The sequence below is a fragment of the Acidovorax sp. GW821-FHT10E04 genome, assembly GCF_059415185.1.
Genome location: NZ_JBWKMT010000005.1, coordinates 472,975 through 498,010 on the forward strand (window position 1 = coordinate 472,975; position 25,036 = coordinate 498,010).

General features: G+C 63.6%; 21 protein-coding genes. 10 read left to right on the forward strand and 11 right to left on the reverse strand.

Annotation, left to right across the window (positions count from 1 at the left end; translation table 11 throughout):
- Nucleotides 1-9 precede the first annotated feature (9 nt).
- Nucleotides 10-891 (forward strand): cytochrome c oxidase subunit 3, encoded by an 882-nt coding sequence (locus tag AC07OC_RS18425; protein ID WP_218339571.1) that lies wholly within the window; start codon nt 10-12, stop codon nt 889-891.
- 115 nt (nt 892-1,006) lie between these two features.
- Here AC07OC_RS18425 and AC07OC_RS18430 read toward each other — a convergent pair whose 3' ends face one another.
- Entirely contained in the window at nt 1,007-1,228 is a 222-nt protein-coding gene (locus AC07OC_RS18430; RefSeq protein ID WP_218295945.1) for a twin transmembrane helix small protein, read from the reverse strand.
- A 15-nt stretch (nt 1,229-1,243) separates the two neighbouring features.
- Between AC07OC_RS18430 and AC07OC_RS18435 the strand changes: the two genes are divergently transcribed.
- From AC07OC_RS18435 to AC07OC_RS18460, 6 genes are all read left to right on the forward strand, one after another.
- A complete protein-coding gene (locus tag AC07OC_RS18435) occupies nt 1,244-2,017 on the forward strand; it encodes an SURF1 family protein (RefSeq protein ID WP_218295944.1) in 774 nt (257 codons plus the stop codon).
- A complete protein-coding gene (locus AC07OC_RS18440; RefSeq protein ID WP_218295943.1) occupies nt 1,959-2,702 on the forward strand; it encodes a redox-active disulfide-containing membrane protein in 744 nt (247 codons plus the stop codon). Before AC07OC_RS18435 ends, AC07OC_RS18440 begins: the two co-directional genes overlap by 59 nt.
- On the forward strand, nt 2,702-3,880 hold the full coding sequence (locus AC07OC_RS18445) for a COX15/CtaA family protein (RefSeq protein ID WP_218295942.1): 1,179 nt from the start codon (nt 2,702-2,704) through the stop codon (nt 3,878-3,880). The genes AC07OC_RS18440 and AC07OC_RS18445 overlap by 1 nt, the downstream gene beginning before the upstream one ends.
- On the forward strand, nt 3,877-4,779 hold the full coding sequence (gene cyoE, locus AC07OC_RS18450) for a heme o synthase (RefSeq protein ID WP_218295941.1): 903 nt from the start codon (nt 3,877-3,879) through the stop codon (nt 4,777-4,779). Before AC07OC_RS18445 ends, cyoE begins: the two co-directional genes overlap by 4 nt.
- 8 nt (nt 4,780-4,787) lie before the next feature.
- Nucleotides 4,788-5,405, forward strand: coding sequence for an SCO family protein (locus AC07OC_RS18455; RefSeq protein ID WP_218295940.1), 618 nt, complete (start codon nt 4,788-4,790; stop codon nt 5,403-5,405).
- Nucleotides 5,406-5,787: 382 nt separating this feature from the next.
- Nucleotides 5,788-7,506 (forward strand): putative bifunctional diguanylate cyclase/phosphodiesterase, encoded by a 1,719-nt coding sequence (locus AC07OC_RS18460; protein ID WP_255591030.1) that lies wholly within the window; start codon nt 5,788-5,790, stop codon nt 7,504-7,506.
- Nucleotides 7,507-7,524: 18 nt separating this feature from the next.
- On the opposite strand, the gene AC07OC_RS18465 is transcribed toward AC07OC_RS18460, so the two are convergent.
- From AC07OC_RS18465 to AC07OC_RS18490, 6 genes are all read right to left on the reverse strand, one after another.
- Entirely contained in the window at nt 7,525-8,253 is a 729-nt protein-coding gene (locus tag AC07OC_RS18465; protein ID WP_218295938.1) for a Crp/Fnr family transcriptional regulator, read from the reverse strand.
- Nucleotides 8,254-8,378: 125 nt separating this feature from the next.
- The gene (locus AC07OC_RS18470) at nt 8,379-9,401 is read right to left on the reverse strand and encodes a Bug family tripartite tricarboxylate transporter substrate binding protein (RefSeq protein ID WP_218295937.1); all 1,023 of its coding nucleotides are present in this window, start codon (nt 9,399-9,401) and stop codon (nt 8,379-8,381) included.
- Nucleotides 9,402-9,515: 114 nt separating this feature from the next.
- Entirely contained in the window at nt 9,516-10,457 is a 942-nt protein-coding gene (gene rpoH / locus AC07OC_RS18475; RefSeq protein ID WP_494601888.1) for an RNA polymerase sigma factor RpoH, read from the reverse strand.
- A 302-nt stretch (nt 10,458-10,759) separates the two neighbouring features.
- The gene (locus tag AC07OC_RS18480; RefSeq protein WP_218295935.1) at nt 10,760-11,452 is read right to left on the reverse strand and encodes a class I SAM-dependent methyltransferase; all 693 of its coding nucleotides are present in this window, start codon (nt 11,450-11,452) and stop codon (nt 10,760-10,762) included.
- Nucleotides 11,453-11,540: 88 nt separating this feature from the next.
- A complete protein-coding gene (locus tag AC07OC_RS18485) occupies nt 11,541-12,146 on the reverse strand; it encodes a hypothetical protein (RefSeq protein WP_218339569.1) in 606 nt (201 codons plus the stop codon).
- Nucleotides 12,146-13,201 carry a glycosyltransferase gene (locus AC07OC_RS18490; protein WP_218366899.1) on the reverse strand — a complete coding sequence of 352 codons (1,056 nt, stop codon included), beginning with the start codon at nt 13,199-13,201 and terminating at the stop codon, nt 12,146-12,148. Before AC07OC_RS18490 ends, AC07OC_RS18485 begins: the two co-directional genes overlap by 1 nt.
- A gap of 376 nt (nt 13,202-13,577) precedes the next feature.
- Between AC07OC_RS18490 and AC07OC_RS18495 the strand changes: the two genes are divergently transcribed.
- Together AC07OC_RS18495 and AC07OC_RS18500 are read left to right on the forward strand one after the other, a co-directional pair.
- Nucleotides 13,578-16,652 carry a hypothetical protein gene (locus AC07OC_RS18495; protein ID WP_218339567.1) on the forward strand — a complete coding sequence of 1,025 codons (3,075 nt, stop codon included), beginning with the start codon at nt 13,578-13,580 and terminating at the stop codon, nt 16,650-16,652.
- A gap of 53 nt (nt 16,653-16,705) precedes the next feature.
- The gene (locus AC07OC_RS18500; protein WP_218339566.1) at nt 16,706-17,581 is read left to right on the forward strand and encodes a UbiA family prenyltransferase; all 876 of its coding nucleotides are present in this window, start codon (nt 16,706-16,708) and stop codon (nt 17,579-17,581) included.
- Here the strand turns inward: AC07OC_RS18500 and AC07OC_RS18505 are convergent.
- Entirely contained in the window at nt 17,564-17,992 is a 429-nt protein-coding gene (locus AC07OC_RS18505) for a hypothetical protein (protein WP_218295930.1), read from the reverse strand. The genes AC07OC_RS18500 and AC07OC_RS18505 overlap by 18 nt on opposite strands.
- Nucleotides 17,993-18,068: 76 nt before the next feature.
- Nucleotides 18,069-20,450 (reverse strand): glycosyltransferase, encoded by a 2,382-nt coding sequence (locus tag AC07OC_RS18510; protein WP_218339565.1) that lies wholly within the window; start codon nt 20,448-20,450, stop codon nt 18,069-18,071.
- A gap of 271 nt (nt 20,451-20,721) precedes the next feature.
- Between AC07OC_RS18510 and cutA the strand changes: the two genes are divergently transcribed.
- A complete protein-coding gene (gene cutA / locus AC07OC_RS18515; RefSeq protein WP_218295928.1) occupies nt 20,722-21,069 on the forward strand; it encodes a divalent-cation tolerance protein CutA in 348 nt (115 codons plus the stop codon).
- Between the two features lie 78 nt (nt 21,070-21,147).
- Here cutA and AC07OC_RS18520 read toward each other — a convergent pair whose 3' ends face one another.
- Both AC07OC_RS18520 and AC07OC_RS18525 read right to left on the reverse strand, forming a co-directional pair.
- Nucleotides 21,148-22,212 (reverse strand): SPM autocatalytic domain-containing protein, encoded by a 1,065-nt coding sequence (locus tag AC07OC_RS18520; protein WP_218339564.1) that lies wholly within the window; start codon nt 22,210-22,212, stop codon nt 21,148-21,150.
- Nucleotides 22,213-22,329: 117 nt separating this feature from the next.
- Nucleotides 22,330-24,999, reverse strand: coding sequence for an EAL domain-containing protein (locus AC07OC_RS18525; protein ID WP_218339563.1), 2,670 nt, complete (start codon nt 24,997-24,999; stop codon nt 22,330-22,332).
- Nucleotides 25,000-25,036 lie beyond the last annotated feature (37 nt).

Consider the following 25,036-nt stretch of genomic DNA (forward strand, 5'->3'; position numbering starts at 1 on the left):
GGAGCTGAAATGAGTGCATCAACCCACGGCGGAACCCCGTACTACTATGTACCCGCAGAGTCGCGTCATCCGGTGATGGCGGCAACCGGTCTGTTCTTCGTCATTCTGGGCGCGGGCCAGTGGATCAATGGCCACGACTGGGGCAAGTATTCCCTGGCACTGGGCCTGGTGTGGTGGCTGTTCACGCTGTACCAGTGGTTCGGCGATGCGGTGCGCGAGAGCGAAGGCGGCCTGTACGGCCACAAGATCGACCTGTCGTACCGCTGGAGCATGAGCTGGTTCATCTTCTCGGAAGTGATGTTCTTCGGCGCGTTCTTCACGGCACTGTGGTGGGCGCGTTCGCACTCGGTGCCCGCTCTGGGCAGCCTGGACAACGCGCTGCTGTGGCCCGATTTCAAGGCGGTCTGGCCCAGCCTTGCCGCCGGTGCCACCGCCTCGCCGGCCGGCATCGTCGAACCCTTCCAGACCGTGGGCCCCTTCTGGCTGCCCACCATCAACACGGCGCTGCTGCTGACGTCGGGCGTGACGCTGACCATTGCCCACCATGCATTGCGCGAAAACCACCGTGGCAAGACCATCGGCTTCATGTGGGCCACGGTGCTGCTGGGCTTCGTGTTCCTGCTGGTGCAAGGCTACGAGTACTTCCATCTCTACACCGACCTGAACCTCAAGCTCAGCTCCGGCGTGTTCGGCTCCACGTTCTTCATGCTCACGGGTTTCCACGGTTTTCACGTGTTCCTGGGCATGCTGATGCTGCTGGTGATCACGCTGCGCCTGCAGAAGGGGCATTTCACCGCGGACAAGCACTTCGGCTTCGAAGGCGCCGCGTGGTACTGGCACTTCGTGGACGTGGTGTGGCTGGGCCTGTACGTGCTGGTCTACTGGATGTAACCAGGCACGCTGCCAACAAAAAAGCGCCTCGCGGCGCTTTTTTTGTTGGCAGGGCCAGGGCGGGATGAGAAGGGGGTATGCGGGGGCTTGGGCCACTGCCGCTTCATGGCCCCGGTCAACGGGAGGCCGGCAGGCCGGTGGGCTGGATGTAGCCCAGCTTCCACGCCACCAGGATGCACAGGAAGAGCACGATGGAGAGCCCCACGCGCACCGCGAGTGCCTTGGCCATGTGGCTGCCCTTGGCCTTGTCGTTGCGGCCATTGCGCATCATGAAGAACAGGGCGGAGGCCAGGCTGGCCAGAATGGCGATGAACGCCACCACTACGAGGTATTTCATGGAGAACATTATCCTGTGACAGTGTCACGTCGTCCCCTGGGCCTGCGTTTCTGGCTGATCACCCTTGCTGCGGTGGCCGGCATGCTGGCCACGGCCTCGCTCGGCCGCTGGCAGCTGTCGCGCGCCGCGGAGAAGGAGGCCCTGCAAGCCAGGCTGGAGGAGCGTGGCCGCATGCCCGCCGTCGACGCCAGAACGCTGCTCGCGGCCGCGGCGCAGCCGGATGCGGCAGCGCTCGTGCACCGTGCCGTGGTGCTGGAAGGCCGGTGGCTGCCGGAGCACACCGTGTACCTTGACAACCGCCAGATGCACGGCCGCCCCGGGTTTTTCGTGCTGACACCGCTGCAGCTGGCCGAAGGCAGCGGCGCGGTGGTGCTGGTGCAGCGTGGCTGGGCCGCTCGCAACTTCCAGGATCGCACGCAGCTGCCGCGGGTGCAGACCGTGCAGGACCAGGTGGTGCGCGTGCAGGGCCGCGTGGCGCTCCCGCCTTCGCGCCTGTATGACTTCCAGGGGGCCGATAGCGCACAGGGGTCTTCCCGCATCCGGCAAAATCTCGACCTGGCAGCGTTCCGCACCGAAACCGGTCTTGCGCTCGCCAACCTCACGGTGTTGCAGGCGGGCGAAGCAGGCGAGGGGCTGCAACGCGACTGGCCCGTGGTCGGCGCGGGCGTCGACAAGCATTACGGTTACGCATTTCAATGGTTCGGGCTCTGCGGCCTGATTGCACTTCTCTATGTCTGGTTCCAAATCGTCCGACGCTTCATTCGCCCGCGCAGCCAGCCTGCCGCCTGAGGCCCATGGGGACCACCCTCTGGGCCTTACCGTGCACACGCTGCCCCCGGCGGACGGCGCCGTGGCCACGGCCCAGCGTGCCCGCCATGGGCGATGGAAGATGTTCGGCGTCCTGCTCATCTGCGCGGCCCCGGTCATCGCCTCGTATTTCACCTACTACGTGGTTCGCCCCGAGGGCCGCCGCAACTACGGCGAACTGATCGACCCCCAGCGCACCATGCCGCAGGTCGACGCCACGTCGCTGGACGGCAATGCCGTCTCGCTGGCGTCTCTGAAGGGGCAGTGGCTCCTGGTCAGCGTGGCGGGCGGTGCCTGCGACGCGGACTGCCAGAAGCACCTGTACCTGCAGCGCCAGCTGCGTGAAAGCCTGGGCAAGGAAAAAGACCGGGTGGACTGGGTCTGGCTGGTGAATGATGCCGCCAGCGTGCCGGCCGAGCTCGCGCCCGCCCTGCAGAAGGCGACGGTGCTGCGGGTGGACGGCGCCGCGCTGGGCGCCTGGCTGGCCCCCGCCGAAGGCCATCGGTCCGCCGAGCACCTGTATGTCGTGGACCCGATGGGCAACTGGATGATGCGGTTTCCTGCGGCGATGGACACGGCCGGCGCGGCCAAGGCCAAGCGGGATCTTGAACGCCTGTTGCGCGCGTCGTCTTCCTGGGATGAAGCCGGACGCCCCGGAAAGCCGTGATGGACGCCCAGCCGCTCTACGATCTGGCGCCCATCGCCCGGCTCATGCTGCTGGGCGTGCTGATAGCGCTCGGCCCCCTGGCCTGGGTCGGTCTGCGCAACCGTGGCAGCTCTCCCATGCGGCGCCTGCAGGCGCTGACCGTGCTCACCCTGTTCCTGACCTTCGACCTGGTGCTGTTCGGCGCCTTCACGCGCCTGACCGATTCGGGCCTGGGCTGTCCTGACTGGCCCGGCTGCTACGGCAGCGCCAGCCCCGTGGGCGCGCACACCGAGATCTCCGCCGCCCAGCAGGCCATGCCCACCGGCCCCGTGACCCATGGCAAGGCCTGGGTCGAGATGATCCACCGCTACCTGGCCACCGGCGTGGGCGTGCTCATCATCGTGCTCACCGTGTCGGCCTGGGTGCAGCACCGCAAGGCCCGCCGCGACGGGGGCGAGGGGCCTCCCGTCAGCCCGTGGTGGCCCACCTTCACGCTGTTCTGGGTCTGCCTGCAGGGGGCCTTTGGCGCCTTGACGGTGACGATGAAGCTGTTTCCAGCCATCGTCACGCTGCACCTCATCGGGGGGCTGGTGCTGCTGGCGCTGCTGTGCGTGCAGGCGGTTCGCCATACCCACCGCGCCCAGGGCCGCACGCCCGTGCGCCTCTCGACGGGGCTGCGCTGGGGCCTGGTCGCCACCAGCGTGCTCGTGGCCCTGCAAGTGGTGCTGGGCGGATGGGTCAGCACCAACTACGCGGTGCTGGCGTGCACCACCTTTCCCACCTGCCAGGGGAGCTGGTGGCCCGAGATGGACTTTGGCCAGGGTTTCCAGGTCTGGCGCGCGCTGGGCATGCTGCAGGATGGCAGCCACATCAGCTTCGCGGGCCTCACGGCCATCCACTATGCGCACCGGTTGATGGCCTATGCAGTGCTCGCAGCGTTGGGCATCGTGTGGTGGGGCCTTCGGCGGGCGCACGTGTTGCCCGCCCAGTGCCGCTGGCTGGCGGGGCTTGCGCTGCTGCAGCTGGCCACGGGCCTGTCCAACGTGGTTCTGGACTGGCCGCTGGTGGCCGCCGTGCTGCACACCGGCGGCGCCGCGGCGCTGGTGGTGGTATTGACCTGGGCCCTGGTGTCCAGCCGCGCGGCATCCGCGCCCCAAGAGTTTTCCGCGCCATCGGGCGCATCGAGAGTGTCCGCATGAGTGCTGCTGCCCCCGCCGTTGTTTCCCCGCCCTCGCGCCTGTCGCAGTTCTATGCGCTGACCAAGCCCCGTGTGGTCCAGCTCATCGTCTTTTGTGCACTCATCGGCATGGTGCTGGCCGTGCCTGGGCTTCCTTCCGCACCGCAGCTGGGGCTGATGGCCCTGGCCTGCGCGGGCGTGTGGCTGGTGGCCGGCGCGGCAGCCGCTTTCAACTGCATCGTGGAGCAGGGCATCGACGCCAAGATGAAGCGCACCGCCTGGCGCCCCACGGCCAAGGGAGAACTGTCCAACGCGCAGACGCTGCTGTTCTCGGCCGTGCTGTGCGCGGCGGGGTCCGCGCTGCTGTATTTCTGGGTGAACCCGCTCACGATGTGGCTCACGTTCGCCACCTTCGTGGGCTATGCGGTCGTCTACACGGTGATCCTCAAGCCCCTCACGCCGCAAAACATCGTGATTGGCGGCGCGTCCGGCGCCATGCCCCCCGTGCTGGGCTGGGCGGCCATGACGAACGATGTGGGACCGGAAGCGCTCATCCTGTTCCTCATCATCTTCCTGTGGACGCCTCCCCACTTCTGGGCGCTGGCCCTGTACCGGGTGGAGGACTACCGCAAGTCCGGCCTGCCCATGCTGCCGGTGACGCATGGCAACGAGTTCACCCGCCTGCAGGTATTCCTGTACACCCTGATCCTGTTCGCGGGCTGCCTGATGCCCTTCGTCTACGGCATGAGTTCGTGGATCTACCTGGCCGCCGCCGTGGTGCTGAGCGCAGGCTTTTGCGGCTACGGCTTCGCGCTGTGGCGCAACTACTCGGACGCGCTGGCGCGCAAGACCTTCCGCTTTTCCCTCATTCACCTGAGCGCTCTGTTTGCAGCCCTCCTGGTGGACCATTACGTGCTGTGAACCCGACCATGCCCATGCTCAAAAGAAGTGCTCTTAAAACGATAGCTTTTGCCGCTTTGTCCATAAGCGCTGCGGGCATTTTCAGTGCCTGTTCCGAGAAAAAGGCAGAGTTTCGCGGCGTGGACATCACCGGCGCGGACTATGCCCGCGACATCCCCTTGACCGACCACAACGGCCAGGCGCGCCACATCAAGGACTTCGCGGGCAAGGTGGTGGTGGTCTTCTTCGGCTTCACGCAATGTCCCGACGTGTGTCCCACTTCCATGCAGGAGCTGGCCGAGGTCAAGAAGATGCTGGGCAAGGACGGCGACCGCCTGCAGGGCATCTTCGTGACGGTGGATCCCGAGCGCGACACGCCGGAGGTGCTCAAGGCCTACATGGCCAACTTCGACCCCAGCTTCCTGGCGCTGTACGGCTCGCCCGAGCAGCTGGCAGCCGTCGCCAAGGACTTCAAGATCTACTACAAGAAGGTCGACGGCAAGACACCCACCAGCTACACCATGGACCATTCGGCGGGCAGCTATGTCTATGACCCGGCAGGGCGCTTGCGCGTCTACAACCGCTATGGCAGCGGAGCGCAGGCCCTGGCGTCCGACGTGAAGGCGCTGCTGGCGGAAGCAGGCTGACCGGATGTGCCGCCGGGCGCTGCTGGCGCCTGCTCCGGCTTTTTGTCGTGGATTTGCCTCACGCCGGGGGGCAGGAACGCGACATACGTCACATTCGCGGCAAGTTGCAGGCCCTGGTCGGGGCCATCTGGATGCCAATGCCCGCGTGATTCTCTAGAGTGGCCCCAGGGCCTGTGCCGCCGCTGGCGGATGGCTCCATGCGATGCGCCTTGCCCCCGTGCGCGGCAAGGTGCTCTGGTGACATCCATTTTTCAAAGGAATCTGGCATCGATGCGCTTGTACGTAGACGCCACCCGGCGCAACCGCCTGCCATTGTGGCGGGGCGGCGGGGACGGGCCTGGCCGGGCCCGACGCGATGAAGGATGAAGAAGGACCTGGGGTGATGGCCGCGGCACCCCTTTCACCGGCCGACGAGGGCGCGCTGATCCTGGCCGCCACGAACGCGGCCCCCGATGGCATCCTGCTGGTGGACCGCGGCGGCCGCATCGTCATGGCCAACGCGGCCATGGAGTCCATCTCCGGCTATGCGGCCGATGAGCTGTGCGGCAGCCCCGTCAGCCTCCTGCTGCAGCCCGCCTTGCGGGAAGCGCATGGACGCCATCTGGACAGCTACTTCCAGTCGCCGTCGCGCCGGCCCATGGGGATGGGGCGGGATCTGTGGATCGCCCGCAAGGACGGCCGGTCCGTGCCGGTGGATATCGCCCTGGGCTACACCGACGCGCAGGGCGGCACGGCCGTGGCCTTCGTGCGCGACATCTCGGAGGTGCGCAGGCTGCAGGCCCAGATGCACTTCCAGGCCACGCACGACACCCTGACCGGCCTGGTCAACCGCTGGCAGTTCGGCCAGCGGCTGGAGCAGGCCATTGCCGAAGCGGCGCTTGGCGGCCATTCCTTTGCGCTGCTGGTGCTGGACCTGGACGACTTCAAGGCCGTCAACGACGGCTATGGACACGCCGCGGGGGACCGGGTGCTTGTGGAAGTGGCGCGCAGGCTCAAGAGTGTCCTGCGCGGCGACGATACGCTGGCACGGCTGGGCGGGGACGAATTCACCGTGCTGCTGCCGCAGATCGCGCAGGTCCGCGACGTGGAACAGGTGGCCGCCCAGGTCCTCGCGGCGCTGTGCCAGCCCTTTCAGATGCATGGCTTTGAACTCGATTTCGGCGCGAGCCTGGGAATTGCCGTGTACCCGCGGGACGCGCAGGATGCGCCCACTCTCATGCGCTATGCCGACATGGCGATGTACCACGCCAAGGAGTCCGGCCGCGCGAACTACGCGTTCTACGAGCCGCCGCTGGGCGCCCGCATGGCGGAGAAGCTGCAACTGCACGAGCGCCTCAAGCTGGCCCTGGCCTACGGCGGGCTCCATCTGCACTACCAGCCGCAGGTGGAGGTGGGCAGCGGCCGCATCCAGGCGGTGGAGGCGTTGCTGCGGTGGACCGATCCCCAGCTGGGCGAGGTTCCCCCGGCCCGTTTCATTCCCGTGGCGGAGGCGACGGGCCTGATCCTTGCCGTGGGTGCGTGGGTGATCGGCACGGCGTGCCAGCAGATCGCCGAATGGGACCGGGCGGGCCTGCCGCTGCGCGTGGCGATCAACCTGTCCGCGCAGCAGCTGCGCCAGACCGACCTGGTGGAGCAGATCGAACGCAGCCTGGCCCTTCATGGCGCGCGGCCCGACCTGCTGGAGATCGAGGTGACCGAATCCGAGGCCATGGCGGACCCCGCGCAGGCCCGCGATGTGCTGTGCCGCCTGCAGGCGCTGGGCGTGTGCATCGCCCTGGACGACTTCGGCACGGGCCATTCATCCCTGGCGTACCTGAAGCACTTGCCGGTCTCCCGGATCAAGATCGATCGCGAGTTCATCCACCCTCTGCTGCACAGCAACGGCGATGCGGTCCTCGTGCAGGCCATCATCGTGCTGGCCAAGACACTGGGCTTGCACGTCGTGGCCGAAGGGGTCGAAACTGCGGAACAGCTGGGCCTGCTGGCGCAGTACGGCTGCGATGCCTACCAGGGGTGGCTGTACTCCCGGGCGGTGGCGCCAGCCCACGTCGCGCAGCTTCTGCTGGCGCAACGGGCGAGCGAGGATTCCGCCGTTCTGTAAGGGCTGCGCGCGCGGAGGCTAGGTGCCGGCTTGTTGCGCCGGGCCGCCCGCCAGCCCGATCAGGACATCGCGCTGGATTTCACAGTGCCAGCGGTCGCGGCGCACCAGCCCATGGCGCAGCGCGAGCTGGCGCAGCGTGCGCGCAATGGTTTCCCGGGTGGTGGAGAGAAGATCGGCCAGCACCTGGTGGCTGGGCAGCCGCACCAGGGAGCTGCGCTGCAGGTTGGCCAGCTGGAGCAGGGTGGCCGCCAGCTGCCCCGTCACCCCACGGATGCGGGCGATGCGTGCCCAGTCGGCCAGGCGGGCGTTCGTGTGGGCGTAGCTTTGCGCAAGCCCCCGCAGCAACTCGGAATCCAGCAGCCCCTGCTGGAGGACCGCTTCCACGGGCACCTCGCAGATGCGCCCCGCGGTCAGCGCCCGGCAGGACACGGCGGCCGGTTCCTGCACGAGCGCCGTCGAGCCCAGGGGCTGCCCGGCGCCGAACAGGCCGATCGGCCGCTCCACGCCGTCCTCGCCGCTGCACAGCACCACGACGATGCCGGTCTTGACGATCTTGAACGTCTTCTGCCCCGATTGCCCCTGCCGCAACAGCAGCTCGCCCTTGCGCACCGGACGCTCCACCAGAAGGGGCTTCCAGCCAGCGCGCCGTTTTTCGTCTTGCCGGCCCAGCAGGCACTGCTGCTGTCCTGCGCAGAGGCAGCACCCGCCACCGGAAGGCAGGGATGGGGTGGTACGGCGATGGGGCATGCGGGCGTGGGGTTCCGGGGCGGCAGGGCCCGGAACAAAAAACCCGGGCAGGATCCATGGACCTTACCCGGGTTCATGGCGCGCTGCAACAAAATGTATGCCGCCCGCCGATGGCCTGTGGGACTCTACTCCGCCTTGATCCCGCGCATCGCAATCACGCCGCCCAGCAGGCTGGTGTCGGCCTTGATGCGGTTGGCCAGCCCCTCGGGCGAGGTGCCTGCCACCTGCCATCCCTGCTGAAAGAGCTTGTTGCGCATGTCTTCGCTGCGGGCGATCTCGCTGATCACGGCGGCCAGCTTGGCCTGCAGTGGCTTGGGCATCGTGGCCGGCGCGGCAAACGCATTCCAGATTTCCAGGTTGAAGCCCCGGATACCGGCTTCCGACAGGCTCGGGATGTCGGGTGCCAGCGGGCTGCGGCCCGCCGAGGTGACGCCGATGGCGCGCAGCTTGCCGGCGCGCACCTGGGCCTGGGCGAGCGCCGGGGGCAGCAGCGCCATCTGCAGCTGGCCGCCCAGCATGGCATTGGCGACTTGCGGGTAGCCCGGATACGGGACGTGCACGGGGTTGATGTTGCTGCGCGACTTCAGCAGCTCGGTGCCGATGTGGCCCACGGTGCCCACGCCTGGTGTGCCATAGCTCCATTTGTCGCCGCCGTTGCGCGCCGCCACGAAGAAGTCGCGCGCGTCGCTGTTGGCGGGTACGCCCGGCTGCGTGACGGGCGCGGTCAGCACCAGGGGCGACGTGCCGATGAGGCTGAGCGGCGCCAGGTCCTTGAGCGGATCGTAGGGCACGGCAGGGTTGATCATCTTGGCGATGGTCATGTTGCCGTTGATCATCAGGCCGATGGTGTGGTCATCACGCGCCTTGGCCACCGCGTCGGCGCCGATGTTGCCGCCTGCCCCCACCTTGTTTTCCACGATCACCGGCTGGCCCAGGGCCTTGGACAGGGGTTCCGAGAAAGCGCGCGCGGTGAGGTCGGGCGAGGTGCCGGCCGGAAAGCCCACGATGATCTTCAGCGGCTTGTTCGGCCAGGCCTGCGCGGCCGCGGCGGGGGCCGAAGGCCTGGCGGTGTTCTGGGCGAGTGCCCAGGGGGATGCGGCGGCCAGGGCGATCAGCAGCGATGCGCGGCGGGAAACGGGGCGTGACATGGGGTGGGTCTCCTCCAAAAAAAGTTCGGGGCCATAACGACAAGGGGCCCCAGAACTGGGGCCCCTCGAGGCAACTTCTGCAGAAGCGGGATATTAACGCGCCCCCGCGGGCATTCAGGCGTACTCGGCCAGCGCCTTCTTCATCTTCTTCATGGCGGCCACCTCGATCTGGCGGATGCGCTCGGCGCTCACGCCATAGACCGCGGCCAGTTCATGCAGCGTCATGCCGCCCGTGCCGTCGTCGTTGACCTTGAGCCAGCGCTCTTCCACGATGCGGCGGCTGCGCGCGTCCAGGCTGTCCAGCGCCGTGGCGATGCCATCGGTGGCGAGCGCATCGCGCTGGCGTGATTCGATCATGGCGGTGGGCTCATGCGAGGCATCGGCTAGGAAGGCAATGGGGCCAAACGCCTGTTCGCCATCGTCCGAAGGTGCAGGGTCGAGCAGCACGTCACCACCGGACATGCGGGTTTCCATCTCGATGACTTCTTCACGCTTCACGTTGAGCTGCGCGGCCACGGTGTCGATTTCCTGCTCGGACAGCGTGTCCCGGTGCGTCGCGGCATCCGCGGCGGAAGCATCGGCCTTGAAACCCTGCTTCATCGAGCGCAGGTTGAAGAACAGCTTGCGCTGGGCCTTGGTCGTCGCGACCTTGACCATGCGCCAGTTCTTCAGGATGTATTCGTGGATCTCGGCCTTGATCCAGTGCATGGCATAGCTCACGAGGCGCACGCCCTGGTCGGGGTCGAAACGCTTCACGGCCTTCATCAGGCCGACGTTGCCTTCCTGGATCAGGTCGCCATGCGGCAGGCCGTAGCCCAGGTACTGGCGCGCAATCGACACCACGAGGCGCAGGTGCGACATCACCAGCCGTCCGGCGGCGTCCAGGTCGTTGTGGTCCTTGAGCTGGCGTGCGTACGTCTGCTCTTCTTCGTGGGTGAGCAGCGGCAGGCGGTTGACAGCGGAAATGTAGGCATCCAGATTGCCCAGCGGGGGCACCAGCGCCCAGGGGTTGGTGGGCGCCAAAGTCGTCGTCGCGGTTCCAGATTGAATGTTCATTCCGGGAATCCTTTCCTCTAAGCCATGATGTTAGCACTCTCTATGAGTGAGTGCTAAGCCCGGAGTTCCCCTCCGGTTGTTCGGGGTGGGAGGCACCTTTCTCGACGGTCGTGGTTGCCGATTTCTGTCACATCGACAGTAATGGTGGCGTCAATCCCCCTGGGCTTGCGATGAACCCAGTCCAGGAATGTCAAGGACCGCCAAAACCCGCGCCTGCCCGTACTGAGGAGCAGGTGAAGGTGAACAACCTTTTTGGTCTTTCATGAGGTGGATGTGCGGATGACTTCGGCGAGCGGTCGAGACTATTGGAGCAGCCCGTAGCCCAGTTGGAGCTTTCGTTTGCGCACCGGTTCCTCATTGATCGTGAAACGGCCGAAGTAACGGTCGCTCCATGTTCTATGAGAGACGAGATCAAAGGCGCTATCAAACGCCATATCATGTATGCATGCGGGATTGGGCGACCAAAAATTGGTGATATCTGCCGCAAGGGTATTGCTGCGGTAATAGCGAGCCTGGGCTTCGTTCGTGGGTAGATCATTCGCCGCATGGCTTTCGAGGTACATCACCCCGTGGCAAAGGGATCGAACAATTCCAAGTGCCTTCACCATATCTGGTAAATGGTACAGGACACCGAGAAAAAGTACGTGATCAAATGTCCCTAGCTCTTTGACATTAAGGTCATAGACATTGGCACGGTGGTATTGGAAATCTCGCCCCGAGATTTCTTCCATCACTCCAAATCCATGGGCATCTTTGCTCCGATAGTCAATGGCGACAACTTCAGCACCCAGTCTGTGAGCTGCGAGAGAGAAAAATCCGTCTGAAGGGCCGATGTCAAGTACCCGCTGACCTCGAAGATCTGGGGGGAAGGAAATGTCATTGAGCAGAAAACGTGGATCATAGGTTCCAGGTGTGAAAAGACCTGGATAGATTTCAAAAGCATGATGCCAGTGCTTCACAGAAGCGACCAGTTGCTTCGCTTTTTCAATATTCAAAATTTACTCCCGTAAAATGCCACAAGTCACCAGATTAATTAGGTAAAAATTTTCGGTCATGTGCTTGTTTGAAGCTTGTCTGCTCAATTCATTTCTCACAAAGATAGCGGGGTATTGCGGTCTTGTGCGCAAAAGGATCGATGAGGTCCTTTGAGTAGGTTCCGGAAATAAGCCTCTGCGGGGGAAGAAAATTAGAGCGAAAAAAACGACTGAAGCTTGCCAGGTGTTCCCCGCGTGAAGTGAGCCGTAGGCAATTTGTTTCATCAATAAAAACGGTGCCAGACTGCATTTGCTCGGTAATCCGAACATCCATCAGGCGGTGCTCGCGAAAATACTCTTCACGAAAAACCAAATCCAGGTGTTGATGTTGAATGCCACCACCACGCTGTTGGAGTTTTTCAAGAATATAAAATGACAGTGAGCGATCAATGACTGTTGGGAATGTCAAGGCCATTGCATAGCCTATCAGTGCGCAGATTGAAATATTCTGTGCCTTCTCGAGTGAGCTGAATTGGCTGGAAAATGGTAGTGCCAATATAATTGCGGCATAAACCAGAAGGGCCAAGCAACAAGCCCAGATTGCGGCATATAGCACGACATCAACTTTGATCGAGTGAATGTAAAGCCAATAAGTAATCACTGCGATCACTATATACAGTAAAACCCCCGACATTGACAGAATGAATCGACGCATCAGACTGGGAGTTGCTGCGGAAAAGAAGGCTGGGTACCTTTGGCAATTGAACCTGGATCGGCCATCGATTGGGGGAGACCGTATTCCTGTTGGTGGAACACCGGGGGGATATCGTCAATTGTCTCGACCGGTATCTTGGACGATTTTTCGAATTGGATGAGAGCCTTTAAAGGCCCGTGGTGTTTTGCCAGATGTGAGGCAATATTTAACGACGCGGCAGCCGCACATGCTGCAATGAAGATTGCGGTCGCCGTTGCAACCCCTAGCGAGAAGTTTCCTTGATCCAGTCCGACGATGAACGTGCCGAAGGCTAGGCCGCATCCTATCGCCAGCCCCCCGAATACAGCCGTGGCCACGGCGAGTCGGCGCCTTGCCACGATTGCAAAGACCGAGAACGAGGCAATGCCATGCTGCACCAGTCGCGGGAGATTCATCTTGGAGCGGCCCGCGTATCTGTGTCCACGATCCACGCGGATGCGTTGTACCCGCAGCTCCGACACGAGCACTGTTGCGGCAATGTGCCTCGCCAGCGTGGGCATGGTGCAGAGCCGTTTGACAGCGGATCCGCGCAGCAGCATGAAGTTGCCGAAGTTCATGCGCCTGCCTGTCAAACAGAGGAAAAGGACTTTGTAGCCCACATAAAGAAGTCGGAAGAGCCTTCCTTCGTTGCGGCTGCCCCTTGACGCGACGGCGACATCAGACGCGTCTTCTAGCCCTGCAATCAACCTCTCGATGGCTTCGGGCAGATCTTCTCCGTCAGAGTCCATGATCACCACCAATTGATCATCGTGTATATGCTCTGCTATGAACCGCAAACCCACCGAAATGGCTATTTGATGGCCGAAATTGTCGTGCAGACGCAATAGATGTCCATCCATGTGGGAATGCACCCCCCGCTCGAATTCAAACGGATAGCGGCGGGACCCGTCGTCCACGATCACTACAGAATACGGGCTGTGAACATGCTCGTCCAAGTGCTGCAACAGGAGCGAACATGCTTCCCGGTCTTCATAGACGGGCATGAGGACAACGAGATTGGGACACAGTTCAGACATACGAGCAGGCTCGACGGAGAAAAACGAGCGGCATTTCCATACAGTTGTGTACGAGCGAGAGCCATTTTTGCACCGGTAATTAGGATCTCCTTCGGCTCCTTTTTTTCATGGGGACCGATCGTCGAAAAATAGCAGTTCGAGTGCGCTCATCATGATGATTGCAACGTTCAGCCACCGGCATGGGAGCCCATTTTCCCGTTATGCACGCTGCAGATTGTTACACTGAAGTCGCTTGCCCAAGCGTCTACGTCCCGTTGGCATGTCGTGGTGCCCTGATTTTCACGAGGCTTGCCTGGTGTCCGCCGGGATTGATGCTGTCAGTGCGGGCCACTCCTCGGGGCGAAGCCATGCACGCCAATGCGTTTCTGACAAGACGATGAACCTAGATATGCGCCATTTGGCAACTTTTGAGCGAACGCCCCCCAAGCCTGGCCTTTGGTTGCGCTTGGGCAGAGATGGGGTGGTGGCGTTGCTGCTTTTTTGCGCCGGCTTGCTGATATTCAACATCAACTTGCGAACGATCGGAGCCGCAGACACTTACGCAGCCCGGTACTTGCCGCTGTCGATCTGGAAGCATGGCACCTTGACCCTTGATCCCGTTGCGCTGCATGTGGCCCAAGGTCTTCGTCCTCCACAGAAGCCAGGCCAGATCGGTGAGGCTTGGTGGATGCTCAGGACCGCTGATGGCCACCTGGTCTCGATGTATCCTCCGGTAACGCCCGTACTGGCCGCGCCGCTTTATCTACCTGCGGTCCTGTACCTGAATGCCACCGATTGGGCGGTGCAGCGCGTAGAGCGCGTAGGCCGCATCATGGAAAAGCTTGCCGCCTCGCTCATCGCCAGTATCAGTGTCGCCTTGATGTTCTTGCTGCTTCGGCGGCAATCCGACACCAAGACGGCCGCTTGGCTGGCACTGTTGTTTGGATGGGGTACATCCACGTGGGTCATCAGCAGCCAGGCATTGTGGATGCATGGCATCGGCCAGTTGCTGGTGATCGGGTTGCTGTGGCTATCCGTCTTGCCACGACGCACGCGTTCGTGCGCAGCCGTGACGGGCCTGCTGTGTGCCCTGTTGGCTTGCAACAGGCAACCCGATGCCATTCTTGCTGCAGGCTTTGCAATCCATGCGCTTCTCAAAGATCGGGGAAATTTCAAATTCTTTGTCGTGGGTGCTGTCGTTCCCGTGGTGGCAACGTTGGCCTACAACTTGGGGGTGGTAGGTAATTGGATCGGCGGCTATGGCTTGGCCCTGCAAGGGCAAAAACTTGACATCTCTCTGCTGAATACCCTCAAGGGCGTGGGTGGACTTTTGTTCAGCCCGGTGCAGGGGTTGTTCGTATTCTCTCCGTTCCTGCTTTTTGCTCTGCCTGGCTTCCTTCATCAGGCCCGTCAACCGTCTTTGCGTTTGCTGTCGCTGTTGCTGGCGGGAGTGGTTGTGCTGCAAGTTGTTTTCTATGCCGCGGTGAACTGGAGTTCCGGTGTCAGCTGGGGCCCCCGGTTTCTGACCGATCTGCTGCCGATCCTGTTTTGGATGTTGCCCCCTGTCGTCGAGGGTTTGGGGGTCAATGCGCGGAGAGTGTTTGTGGCGCTCGGCCTGTTTGCCGTCGCCAGTTCGGCAATCGGGGCCTTTGGGTACACCGGCAGCGCCCACTCGGAATACCTCAGTGCCCATCCTCCGCAGGATGCCAGCCAGCGGGTGGCGATATCCGAACGTGCCGCGTGGATGACCGAACATTCTCCGTGGTTGACCCGCCCCAAGTTTTTCAATGATCTGTTTCCTGGGTTGTCCGGATCAATCGACCGATTGAACATTTCTCCCGAGGGACTCGCCACGGTGGAAGGATGGGCTCTTTTCGGAAGCCGCCAGCCTTTCGATGTGCACCTGCTGATCGACGGGGTGCGAGTGTCCGGTGGCACGTCCGATTTTGGGTACCGCCAAGACGAAGATGTGGGCGCCCGGAATACCGGAACCTGGAAGATATCTTTTCCGGCCGCGCTTTTGACCTCCAGTCGGCCTGTATTCAGTGCGCTGGTCCGCTCGAACCCCCAGGCAATGCCCTGGATCCTCCAGGCATTCGAACTGCCGGTTCCCGCTGCTCACGCCGCGGCTTTGATGGAGGTCCCGTGGCGAGGGGCCATTGATGCGATTCGCGTTCACCCGAACCGGGGTCTCGACGTGGTCGGCTGGATATCCTCGGGGAACAAGGTCCCGGGAAATCTTGAGCTCTGGCTGGATGACCGGCGAGAGGCGGGTATCAGCTCTTTCTTCAGACGCCCGGACGTTGAGAAGGTCCTGGGCGTCACCGCTGCCAGTGGATGGAGGGCGAGCATTGCGGTGCGCGGCCTGTCAGCAGGCGAACACAGAATCTCCGTGGTGTTGCCGTCCAAAAGCCCGGCGTCAGCCCCCCAGCGTCTCGTCTCCAAAGTCTTTTCGGTTGAACCCGCTGCAGCGCCTCCCCGGTGGTCCGATGAAATGTCCATCTCCGAGATGGCAAAGTTCGCCACCTCGACGCTCGAATACCAACAGGATAGTGGGGGGTATTGGCTGACTGACTACACCAGCGAGGTGCATTTCCGGCAGCCCCATTCGGAGCTGAACGTATTTTCGACTGCGGCGATCGTCGACCTTCTGGGCCCCGTAAGTTCCAGCCTGAAATTGTCTGGCACGCTGGACAAGGCCAAACGCTTTCTTTCCGAACAGATCGAGGAGACCGGTCTTGTGCGTTACCACGGCCGTCCCGATCTTCCTTCGCATGGTGTATTGGGCTGCAGAATCACTCCCGATGCTGACGACACGGCGCTGGTCTGGCGCCTTGCCCCCGCGCTGGACGGCAAGTTGCAGGAAAAGGCCCGTGCGACGCTGGAGGCATTCAAGACTTCAGAGGGTCTTTACCGTACTTGGCTGGCCGCCCAGGATCGCTACGAGTGCATCGATCCGGGCAAGAACCCCAATCCTGCGGACATAGGTATTCAGATCCATGTCCTGATGTGGTTGTACCAAGTCGATTCCCTGGCGGCGCGGAAACTGTGTGAAGTCTTGCAGTCGCACTCCCAGGATCCGTCACTGTGGGTCTATTACCAACGCGCACCTGCCGCGGTGATGTGGCGGTTGCCTGCCCTGCAGGCCATGGGCTGCCCGTTGAAGTTGCCAGAGTCATTACTCGCCGTGCAGGATCCGGATCAGCAGCTCTGGTTGAAGGTCATTGAAGGCATCCACCTGACGGAGGCGAGGCCGGGTCGGAGCCGGCTCAAGGACAACGACAAGCTCCTGCGGACAATCGCGGCCAAGGGATTTGAGCGCGTGTGGCAATCACCGGTACTGTATTTCCACAATGATCTCACGGCGACCGTCAGCCGCTACTACTGGTCTCCAGAGCTGGGGCTTGCGCTGTGGCTTCGTTTGTTCGCCGCCAACGAGCAGGCGCGCAAGAACGTTGCTTCCTCTCATTGATGGGGTGTGGGATGCGGACACCTGCCTGGTTCCGATGGCTGCAGTGCGTGCGGATGGACGAAGTCGCAGTGCTTCAAGGCACGCCTTTGATGGGATTTGTGTTTGCGCTTGATCGCAGTGTCCAACGTTCCGGGACCGATACGCTGTGCACGCTGGTGGCATTGGTGTGTGCGAGCGCCTGCCTCGTGGCGCACATCATCGTGCTCAACGACTGGGCGGGTATTGACGGTGACCTCCAGGATCCGAATCGAAGTACGCGTACCTTCTTGTCGCTCGGCATATCCAGGCGGGCAATGTGGTGCATGGCGCAACTGTGGGCGGTTCTGGGGTTGGCATTCTCGGCGTATCTTGGATTGCATTCGTTGTGGGTCGCCGGCGGCATGCTGCTGACCAGCACGTTCTACTCTTCACCCCGGTGGCACCTCAAAGGCATCCCCATTGCCAGTTCGCTGCTGCATCTGGCCGGTGGCATCCTGCATTTCTTGCTGGGCTATCTGGCGATTGGCGAACTGAACCCTCAGAGCCTTGTTTTTGCGTGCTATTTCGGTGTCGTGTTTGCGGCTGGCCACCTGATGCATGAAGTGCGCGGACATGACGCGGATGCAGCAAATGGTATTTTGACCAACGCGGTGGCGTTCGGAAAAAATGCCACCTCCATCGCGGCCTTCGTGCTGTTTAGTGCTGCCTATGGGCTTGTCGCAGTCTGGGCCGCCATGGAGCAGCATCCACTGTTGCTGAGTCTGTCATTGGCGGCTTATCTGTTGCATGGTCTCAAGACGTGGCAGGTGTTTCAGTCACGGCTCGCACCCCATCCTTTGCTGCATCTGCAGCGGCACTACCGGTTCAACTTTGCCGTGATTGGCTTGGTGCTCTTGGGAACCTTTGCGCTGCCTTATGTTCACGGCAGGGTGTCAGGAGTGGCTGGATAGCAGGCTGTAGATCATGCGTATCGGCTTGGTAATGCGCCAGGAGCCAGACCGCACAAGCGCGTCCACTTGAGCTTGCAGGGAGTGCCGTGTCGCGCGCAATTGCTCCAGCTCTCGCTGATTCACCAGCAGGATCTGAACCTGTTGCCTTGCCGCCAGCAGGGCGCGATTGAGTGCCAGAATCTCGTCGTGCATTTCGGCGCCAGCGCGCGCGAGCCGTCTGCATTCCTCGCGTGTGTCGATCAGGTCTAGTTCAATCCGGCGATGCTCCAAAGCTGAGGCGCGCAGAGGCGCCTGCTCCATGTGGGCAGAATTTTTACCGGACGGAATGGAGCGTGCCGCGACCCCGGAGGTCTGCGGGGCGTTCGCCATGCATGCAGATTCGGCGCATGTGTTTTTTGCTAGTTCATCCATCACGTGTCCTGCTTCGAATTGCTATAGGCTGAGATGTGTCGTTGCGACGCGGGGCGGCGTTTGCATTCAGCGCACGCTATTTGGTGCACTGCAGTGCGAGTACTTCGGCAATTCGGCTGCGCAGCCGTTGCGCACATGCGGCCGGCCCATGCTGCTTGTGCAGCAAATCCCGGGCATTGCGCGCACGGCGCGCGGCTTCGTCCGCATGAAGATACACCGAGCGCATTTGCCACGCCGCATGCGTTTCGTCCGGTTCGGCCCACATCTGGCCGGCGTGAAATGGGTAGTGGCCTTCGGGTACTGCAACCAGCGTGTAATCAACAGGCCAGCCTGTCTGGTTGGATACCAGTTCGGTGGTGGCGGAATAGTCGGTGGCAACGACCGGCTTGCCCAGCTCCATCGCTTCTGCGATCAGCAAGCCCAGGCCTTCGCTGCGGTGCAACGACACGACCGCATCGCAGCAGCCGATGAGTTGCAAGGTGGCGCTCCGACTCAGGGTGTCTTCAATCAGCTGGACATCCGGATCGCCGCGCAACTCCTGCAACAGTGCGGCCTGCGGGCCACGCAATTTGTCCGCGTTCAGAGCCTTGATGACCAGCCGGACTTTCGCAACTGGCGCATCTTGGCGAAACGCACGGCGAAACGCCCGGACCACCGCCATCGGATTCTTGCGCTCCACAAATGACAGGCAATCGAAGGAAAAGAAGAATATGAAAGCACCATCGTCCAATCCGAACTGCATCCGTTCACCGGCTTTCGGGGTTTCGAAAGTGAGCATCAGCGGCATGTAGCGCACAGGCTTGTCGATTCTGCCTTCCAGCATGGCCTGGATGTACTGCGTGGGCGCCCACACCTCATCCACAAGATCGAATGCCTTGAGCCAAGGGGCGGGAAAATTCTCCAGTTCCCAAAAGGGCATCGTCGCCCGCCAAGCCCCGGGATTCAAGGAGGATTCGAGTGTTTTGACGACGAGGGGCAACTGGTCCGCATTGACGTTGAAGACCTCGATGGGGGAGGACGATTGGTCAACAAAAAGTCCTTCCAGAGACTGTTCCAGTTCACTGGACAACGCGCTGATGCGAACCGGCAGGCCGCATACCGGGATCTGGCCGTGGTCGAGCGCACGCAACATCTGTCGACCTGCTTCGCCAACGCCCAACGCCAGCCGCAGGTAACCCACCACCGTGACCGAGGGACCTTTGTTCGTGCATTGCAAAGGGAGGGCGTCCATAGCGGTTGTGGACGGTGCATCGATGGGCTGCCTGGGGGCCATGATGGCTCTGCCGTCGAACCAGGGTCGCCCGTGGGTTCTGAACCAGTCCAGGTATCTGTCGACACCGTGTGCTGTCGAGAGATCGAATGCATGTCGAAGCCCCGGCTCGCTGCGGTGTATTTCTGTCAGCAGGCGCGTGGCCTGACCCGAGGCCCCGCTGCATGCGTCGGGACTTGGCAAATGCAAGTAGTCCTCGTAAGTGGCGAATGGATCGCCGCCTAGCCAGCGCACATGGCGGTCACGGAACATGCGGCGTACAAATTTCGGAATGGGAGTGCCAGAGGCAAATCGCCCATAAGCGTATGCGCCGACAGGAATGTCTCCGTGGCCATTGGCGAGCACCCGGGACGCATAGCGATGCATCAGGTTTGCCAGCGGATGCGAGATGTCTGCGTCGCGAAATGCCTGGGTGTATTTCGACAACCGTTGCGGGTTGAGTGGATCAATGCCGCTGAAGTGGAAAAAACACAGAGGCTCGCCGTCCACCAGCCACGCACCCGCTTCGCCCGTCAATGTCCGCTGGTGGAGATTCCAGTAGGCCACGTTGTATGTGGTATCCCGCAGAATCTGCGCCTTGGCGGCAAAGCCGGGGATCAGATCCATGAATTTCTGATCGACAAATCGGCCGGAATCCGGCTCGTTGACGCAGTCATATTGCAGCCGGCGCGACCACCAACGCAGCAGCTCTTCTGTTTCCTGCGCGGCACCGACTCCCAGGAAACCAAGGTTGTAGACACCGGCGCGCATGATGCCGACGTCATCGGGAAAGTCGCTCCGCTCGGCGGGCTTCGTCATGTGCGGCGTCAGGACAAACGAGGCGCCGGCTTCCAGCAACGCGAACACCTTGTCCAGCGGCGCGTATACCTCGATGTCTGGGTCGAGATAGACGACGTGCTCATGACCCCGGTCCCGCAGCGCGCGGAACATGAAGGGCTTGACGGCCGTGTTGAATTCCATGATGTCGTAGCGGAATGCGAATCCGCGGAAATCATCGATATTCAGGTCTGTGGCCGCAATCACCTGGCATGCATCGGGATAGTCCACCATCTCCGGCTGCACGTCGTCGGCCAGGCACAGATATACATCGGCTTCTGGATGGTGCCGCTGGATGCTCTCCAGCAAGACCTTGGCCATCGGCACATAGTTGTTCGAGCAGATGGTGAAAAGTGCGCGTTGAGCCGTCATTTTTTCTTTGAGGATTTGTCTGCTGAATTGCTTTGACTCGCAAACAACGAGCGACAGGCCCAGCTAACGCATGAATAGTGAACAAAATCTAACACACCCTATGGCCTGGGCAGGGTGACGCGCAGCGCCTGCCATTGAAAGCGGCTAGAAGTTCTCCATTGGCAGATGGATACGGCGCACGGAGCCGTCAAGGGAGGGGCGAGGAGAACCACCGGCTGGCGCTTCCCAGGACGCTATGGCAGACTGCAGCGCCCAACTTCGGGAGACGCGCATGACCGAGCCGACCGCCCTTTGCGACATTCTCGTTGTCACCACCACGGTGGCCACCGAAGCGGAAGCCCGGCGGCTGGCGCAACTGGTCTTGCAGGCGCGGCTGGCGGCCTGTGTGCAGGTGGAGCCGATCACGGCCTACTTCCGCTGGCAGGGCGCCTCGCAGGAGGACCGTGAGCTCCGACTGGTCTGCAAGACCGTGGCGCGCGCGCTGCACCCGCTGTTGGCGCTTTTGCGGGCGCAACATCCTTATGCGCTGCCGCAACTGGTGGTCCAGGCGCTGCAGGGGTCCGCAGAATATGCCGGCTGGGTGGATGCGCAGGTGGCCCATGCCACGGTGCTGGCCTGACTGCGGGGCATCCGCGGTTTTTTTCAGCCTCCTGGGCGGCAGGGGCGGGTTCCTGCCTGGCCCCTGTGGCTGGGCTGGCTACACGCTCAGGTCGATCTGCTGCACCGTGCCCGCGCTGCCGTCGTCTCGCAGGTAGACGCTGGTGGAGCGCACGGCGCCCAGGCTGCCGTTGTCGGCGCTGCGCAGGGCAAAGGGCGTTGCCTGGGCGCTGAGCTGCACCGCGCCCACGCCCAGCTCCTGCAGGGTTTGCAGGCGGCCCGTGCCATCCGCATCCGGGGTCCACACGCGCAGTTGCTGGAAGACGGGGTCGGCCTCGTCGATCCAGCCGTTGCCGTCGCTGTCATGCCGGGCCAGCTCCGAAAAGCCGTTCCCCGTGCCCGGGCCGAAGAGTTCCAGGCCGTTGTCGATGCGTGCGTTCTGGTTGTTGTCCAGCGCCAGGTAGCCCCGGTTCCCGGCCAGCAGGGGCACCTGTTCGGTCTGCCCGTCGCCGTCCAGGTCGAAGGCGAAGCGCAGGTCCTGTAGCTGCGCGGCGGTGCCGTCGAAGTTGATGACCAGGGGGTCCACCGCCACGGCATCGCCCAGCCGCAGGCTGACGGAGGATTCCTCGCGGTAGCTGCGCTGCATGTCCAGCTGCAGCGTGAACTGGATCTCCCGGCCATCGGCGGTGCGCACGGTGCCCGCCGCCGCGAACTGGGTGCGTTCGGTTTCCTCCAGCACCTCGCGCTGTTCGTAGATCACGCCAAAGCCCGCGCGCTGGCGGGGGGCCTCCGTGGTGCCGTCCCCGGCGGGCGGCGCAGCGGGCACGGGCTCGGCGGGCGCCTCGGCGGCCTTGGGCCCGGCATACACGCGAACCAGCACGCCGGTCATGCGTTCGATGAGGTCGCGGATCATCGCGAGCTGGGGTGTCAGGCCTTCGTCGGGGTCGCGCGTGGGGCGCGGTTCGACGGAGGCCGAGGCAGCGGCCGCGTGGGCGGCCTGGGCCAGGCGGGCCGCGCTGGAGATCTGGGGCGGCGGGGCCTGGCGGGCGGCGGGCGTGCCCGGAGGGCGCTCGCCCACCCACATTTCCAGGCGGCTTGTCTGGCTGTGCATGCGCGTGGCGGCATGCCGGGCCTGCATCTGCAGGGTGGACGACTCGATTTTCATGGGGCACCTCCATGGTTTCCACGGAGGCGCGGCGCGGGGCCGACTGTCGTGGCCTTTGGTTATCGGCATTTGCGTGCGGCAACTTGAATGCCATCGCGGCGCCGGTCTGGCGCGAGGTCAGCCGGGGGCCTTTGCGGGGCCCAGTGCCTCCAGCGCCGCCCGTTCAAAGTCTTCCAGTGCCAGCGGCCTGCCAAACAGGTAGCCCTGAAACGCCTTGCAGCCGTGCGCGAGCAGGAACTGGTGGTGCGCCGCCGTTTCCACCCCCTCGGCGATCACGTCCAGGCCCAGGCTGCCCGCCAGGGCGATGATCGAGCGGGCGATGGCCGCATCGCTCGGGTCCAGCAGCACGCCGCGCACGAAGCCCTGGTCGATCTTGATCTGGTCCAGCGGCAGGCGCTTGAGGTAGCTCAAGGACGAGTAGCCCGTGCCAAAGTCGTCGAGCGAAAAGCCCAGCCCATGGGCCTTGAGCGCGCGCATCGTCGCGATCACGTTGTCCACGTTGTCGAGCAGCAGGCTTTCGGTCAGTTCCAGCTTGATCCGTGCCGGATCGGCCCCCGTCCGCTGCAGCAGCGCAAGCACCTGGGCCACGAAATCGTCCTGCAGGAACTGGCGCGCGCTCACGTTGATGGCGACGTTCAGGTGGGCAAACTGCGGGTGCTGGCGCCACCGGGCCTGCTGGCGCAGGGCGGTTTCCATCACCCAGTGGCCCAGGGGCAGGATCAGGCCGGATTCTTCCGCCAGGGGGATGAACTCGGACGGCGGGACCATGCCCTGCACCGGGTGCCGCCAGCGCACCAGTGCCTCTGCGCCGGTCACCCGCCCCTGGTCGTCCACCTGGGGCTGGTACAGCAGCAGGAACTGCGACTGCCGCAGGCCGGTGTGCAGCTCCGCCTCCAGCAGCGCACGGCGGTTGACGGCCTGCTGCATGTCGGGGTCGAAAAAGCGCAGGGTGTTGCGGCCCGCGTCCTTGGCGCGGTACATGGCCATGTCCGCCTGCTTGAGGACTTCGTCCACGGAGTCGCGGTGGTCGCGCAGGAGCGTGACGCCGATGCTGGCCGTGAAATGGTGTTCGTGCCCCGCCAGCTGGTAGGGCTGGCGCAGCTGGGCCAGGATGAGTTCTCCCAGCGTGCGCGCCTGCGCCGCGGCTTCCGGCGGGTCGCTGCTGAGGTTCTGCAGCACCACCACGAATTCGTCGCCACCCAGGCGGGCCACGGTGTCCTGTTCCCGCACGCAGCCGGGCAGGCGCAGGGCGACTTCCTTGAGGAGCAGGTCCCCCACCTCATGCCCCCGGGTGTCGTTGAGCGTCTTGAAGTTGTCCAGGTCCACGAACAGCACGGCGGTGGTCAGGCCCGAGCGCGCGCCGTTGGCCAGCACCTGCTGCAGCCGGTCCACCAGCAGGCGCCGGTTCGGCAGCTGCGTGAGCGCGTCGTAGAACGCCAGGTAGCGGGCCTCGTCCTCCGCGGCCTTGCGCCCCGAGATGTCGATGTCGATGCAGAACATCTCGGGCGGATGCCCGGGCACCTGGATGTAGGCGTGGCTGGAGAACACGTCCACGGGCGAGCCGTCCTTGCGCCGCAGTTGCAGTTCGCCCGCCGGGATGACCTCGCCCGTGGCGAACATGTGGCGCATGTGCCCGCGCACGGTGTCGGCCATGGCCGGCGGGATGATGAGGTCCAGCAGGTTGCTGCCCAGCGCTTCCTCGGCGGTGTAGCCGTAGAGCTGCTCGGACGCCCGGTTCCAGTAGCTAGTGGTGCCGTCCTCCAGATAGCCCTGCACGGAGATGGACGGAATGTTGCGCAGCAGCGAGCGAAAGCGCAGCTCCGATTCGCGCAGCGCGCCCTCGGCGAGCTTGCGCTTGGTGATGTCGCGCGCCAGGAAGACCACGGCCGCCTGGCCGCCCACCTGCACGCCCAGTGGCTGGGCGCGCCCTTCGAAATGCCGTGGGCCCGAGAGCGTCTGCATCTCGTACTCCATGCTGTGCGTCTGGCCCGACTGCAGGGTATTGCGGATCAGCTCCAGGAAGCTGTCGGCCTGTGGCGCGGGCAGCACGTCATGCAGCCGCTTGCCAATCAGCTGGGGCGGGCTGGCCGCCAGGGGTGCGTCGTCGGGCGAGAGCACCTCCACATACCGCCCACGGGCGTCCAGCACGAGCAGCACGTCGGGGATCGCTTGGGCGATGGCGCGCAGGCGCGCCGCCGTGCCATGCAGCGCGCGCTCGGTGGCCAGGCGTTCTTCCACATCGCGCAGCAGCAGGCCCAGCACCACCGTGGCGGGCGTGAAGGTCAGCAGGAAAGGCACGGCCAGGGTCTGGTTGATGCGCTGGACGGCCTCGGCGGGAAGCAGCTGGAACAGGGCGACGACTGCGGTGTGCAGCAGCAACCCGAACAGGGCCAGCGGAACGGGCTCCACCCCCAGGCGCCCGCGCGCGCGGCCTTCGCGGTAGACCAGGCCCAGCGTGGTGCACAGCGCAATCACCAGCAGGCCCACCTCGGCGCCGGCGCCCCCCAGCCAGAGGCGGCCCGTGGCGGCCATGGCGGCGGCGATGCAGGCCACCAGCGGGCCCCCGAACAGGCCCGCCATGCTGAGCACGACCGAGCGCGCATCGAAGATCACGCCCGGCATCAGCACCACGGGGGTGAGCATGCCCACCACGCAGATGGAGCCAAAGAGGATGCCGGAGAAAACCTGCCCGGTGCGCGGGTGCCGGCGCCAGACGCGGATGTTGAACCCATGCAGGAAGCACAGCGCCAGCAGCAAGGCAACACCTTTGACCAGCTCAATGAACATGGGCGTCCGCGCCTTTCCTGGGGAAAGCCCATCATGG

Excerpts from the sequence above, each read along its gene's own strand:
- AC07OC_RS18520 (WP_218339564.1), bottom strand. The coding sequence starts at position 22,212 with ATGAAAATCGAGTCGTCCACCCTGCAGATGCAGGCCCGGCATGCCGCC.
- AC07OC_RS18460 (WP_255591030.1), top strand. The coding sequence starts at position 5,788 with ATGGCCGCGGCACCCCTTTCACCGGCCGACGAGGGCGCGCTGATCCTG.
- AC07OC_RS18510 (WP_218339565.1), bottom strand. The coding sequence starts at position 20,450 with ATGACGGCTCAACGCGCACTTTTCACCATCTGCTCGAACAACTATGTG.
- cutA (WP_218295928.1), top strand. The coding sequence starts at position 20,722 with ATGACCGAGCCGACCGCCCTTTGCGACATTCTCGTTGTCACCACCACG.
- AC07OC_RS18430 (WP_218295945.1), bottom strand. The coding sequence starts at position 1,228 with ATGAAATACCTCGTAGTGGTGGCGTTCATCGCCATTCTGGCCAGCCTG.
- AC07OC_RS18500 (WP_218339566.1), top strand. The coding sequence starts at position 16,706 with ATGGACGAAGTCGCAGTGCTTCAAGGCACGCCTTTGATGGGATTTGTG.
- rpoH (WP_494601888.1), bottom strand. The coding sequence starts at position 10,457 with ATGAACATTCAATCTGGAACCGCGACGACGACTTTGGCGCCCACCAAC.
- AC07OC_RS18505 (WP_218295930.1), bottom strand. The coding sequence starts at position 17,992 with ATGGATGAACTAGCAAAAAACACATGCGCCGAATCTGCATGCATGGCG.
- AC07OC_RS18485 (WP_218339569.1), bottom strand. The coding sequence starts at position 12,146 with ATGCGTCGATTCATTCTGTCAATGTCGGGGGTTTTACTGTATATAGTG.
- AC07OC_RS18495 (WP_218339567.1), top strand. The coding sequence starts at position 13,578 with ATGAACCTAGATATGCGCCATTTGGCAACTTTTGAGCGAACGCCCCCC.
- AC07OC_RS18470 (WP_218295937.1), bottom strand. The coding sequence starts at position 9,401 with ATGTCACGCCCCGTTTCCCGCCGCGCATCGCTGCTGATCGCCCTGGCC.
- AC07OC_RS18525 (WP_218339563.1), bottom strand. The coding sequence starts at position 24,999 with ATGTTCATTGAGCTGGTCAAAGGTGTTGCCTTGCTGCTGGCGCTGTGC.
- cyoE (WP_218295941.1), top strand. The coding sequence starts at position 3,877 with ATGAGTGCTGCTGCCCCCGCCGTTGTTTCCCCGCCCTCGCGCCTGTCG.
- AC07OC_RS18455 (WP_218295940.1), top strand. The coding sequence starts at position 4,788 with ATGCCCATGCTCAAAAGAAGTGCTCTTAAAACGATAGCTTTTGCCGCT.
- AC07OC_RS18445 (WP_218295942.1), top strand. The coding sequence starts at position 2,702 with ATGGACGCCCAGCCGCTCTACGATCTGGCGCCCATCGCCCGGCTCATG.
- AC07OC_RS18440 (WP_218295943.1), top strand. The coding sequence starts at position 1,959 with ATGTCTGGTTCCAAATCGTCCGACGCTTCATTCGCCCGCGCAGCCAGC.
- AC07OC_RS18465 (WP_218295938.1), bottom strand. The coding sequence starts at position 8,253 with ATGCCCCATCGCCGTACCACCCCATCCCTGCCTTCCGGTGGCGGGTGC.
- AC07OC_RS18490 (WP_218366899.1), bottom strand. The coding sequence starts at position 13,201 with ATGTCTGAACTGTGTCCCAATCTCGTTGTCCTCATGCCCGTCTATGAA.
- AC07OC_RS18425 (WP_218339571.1), top strand. The coding sequence starts at position 10 with ATGAGTGCATCAACCCACGGCGGAACCCCGTACTACTATGTACCCGCA.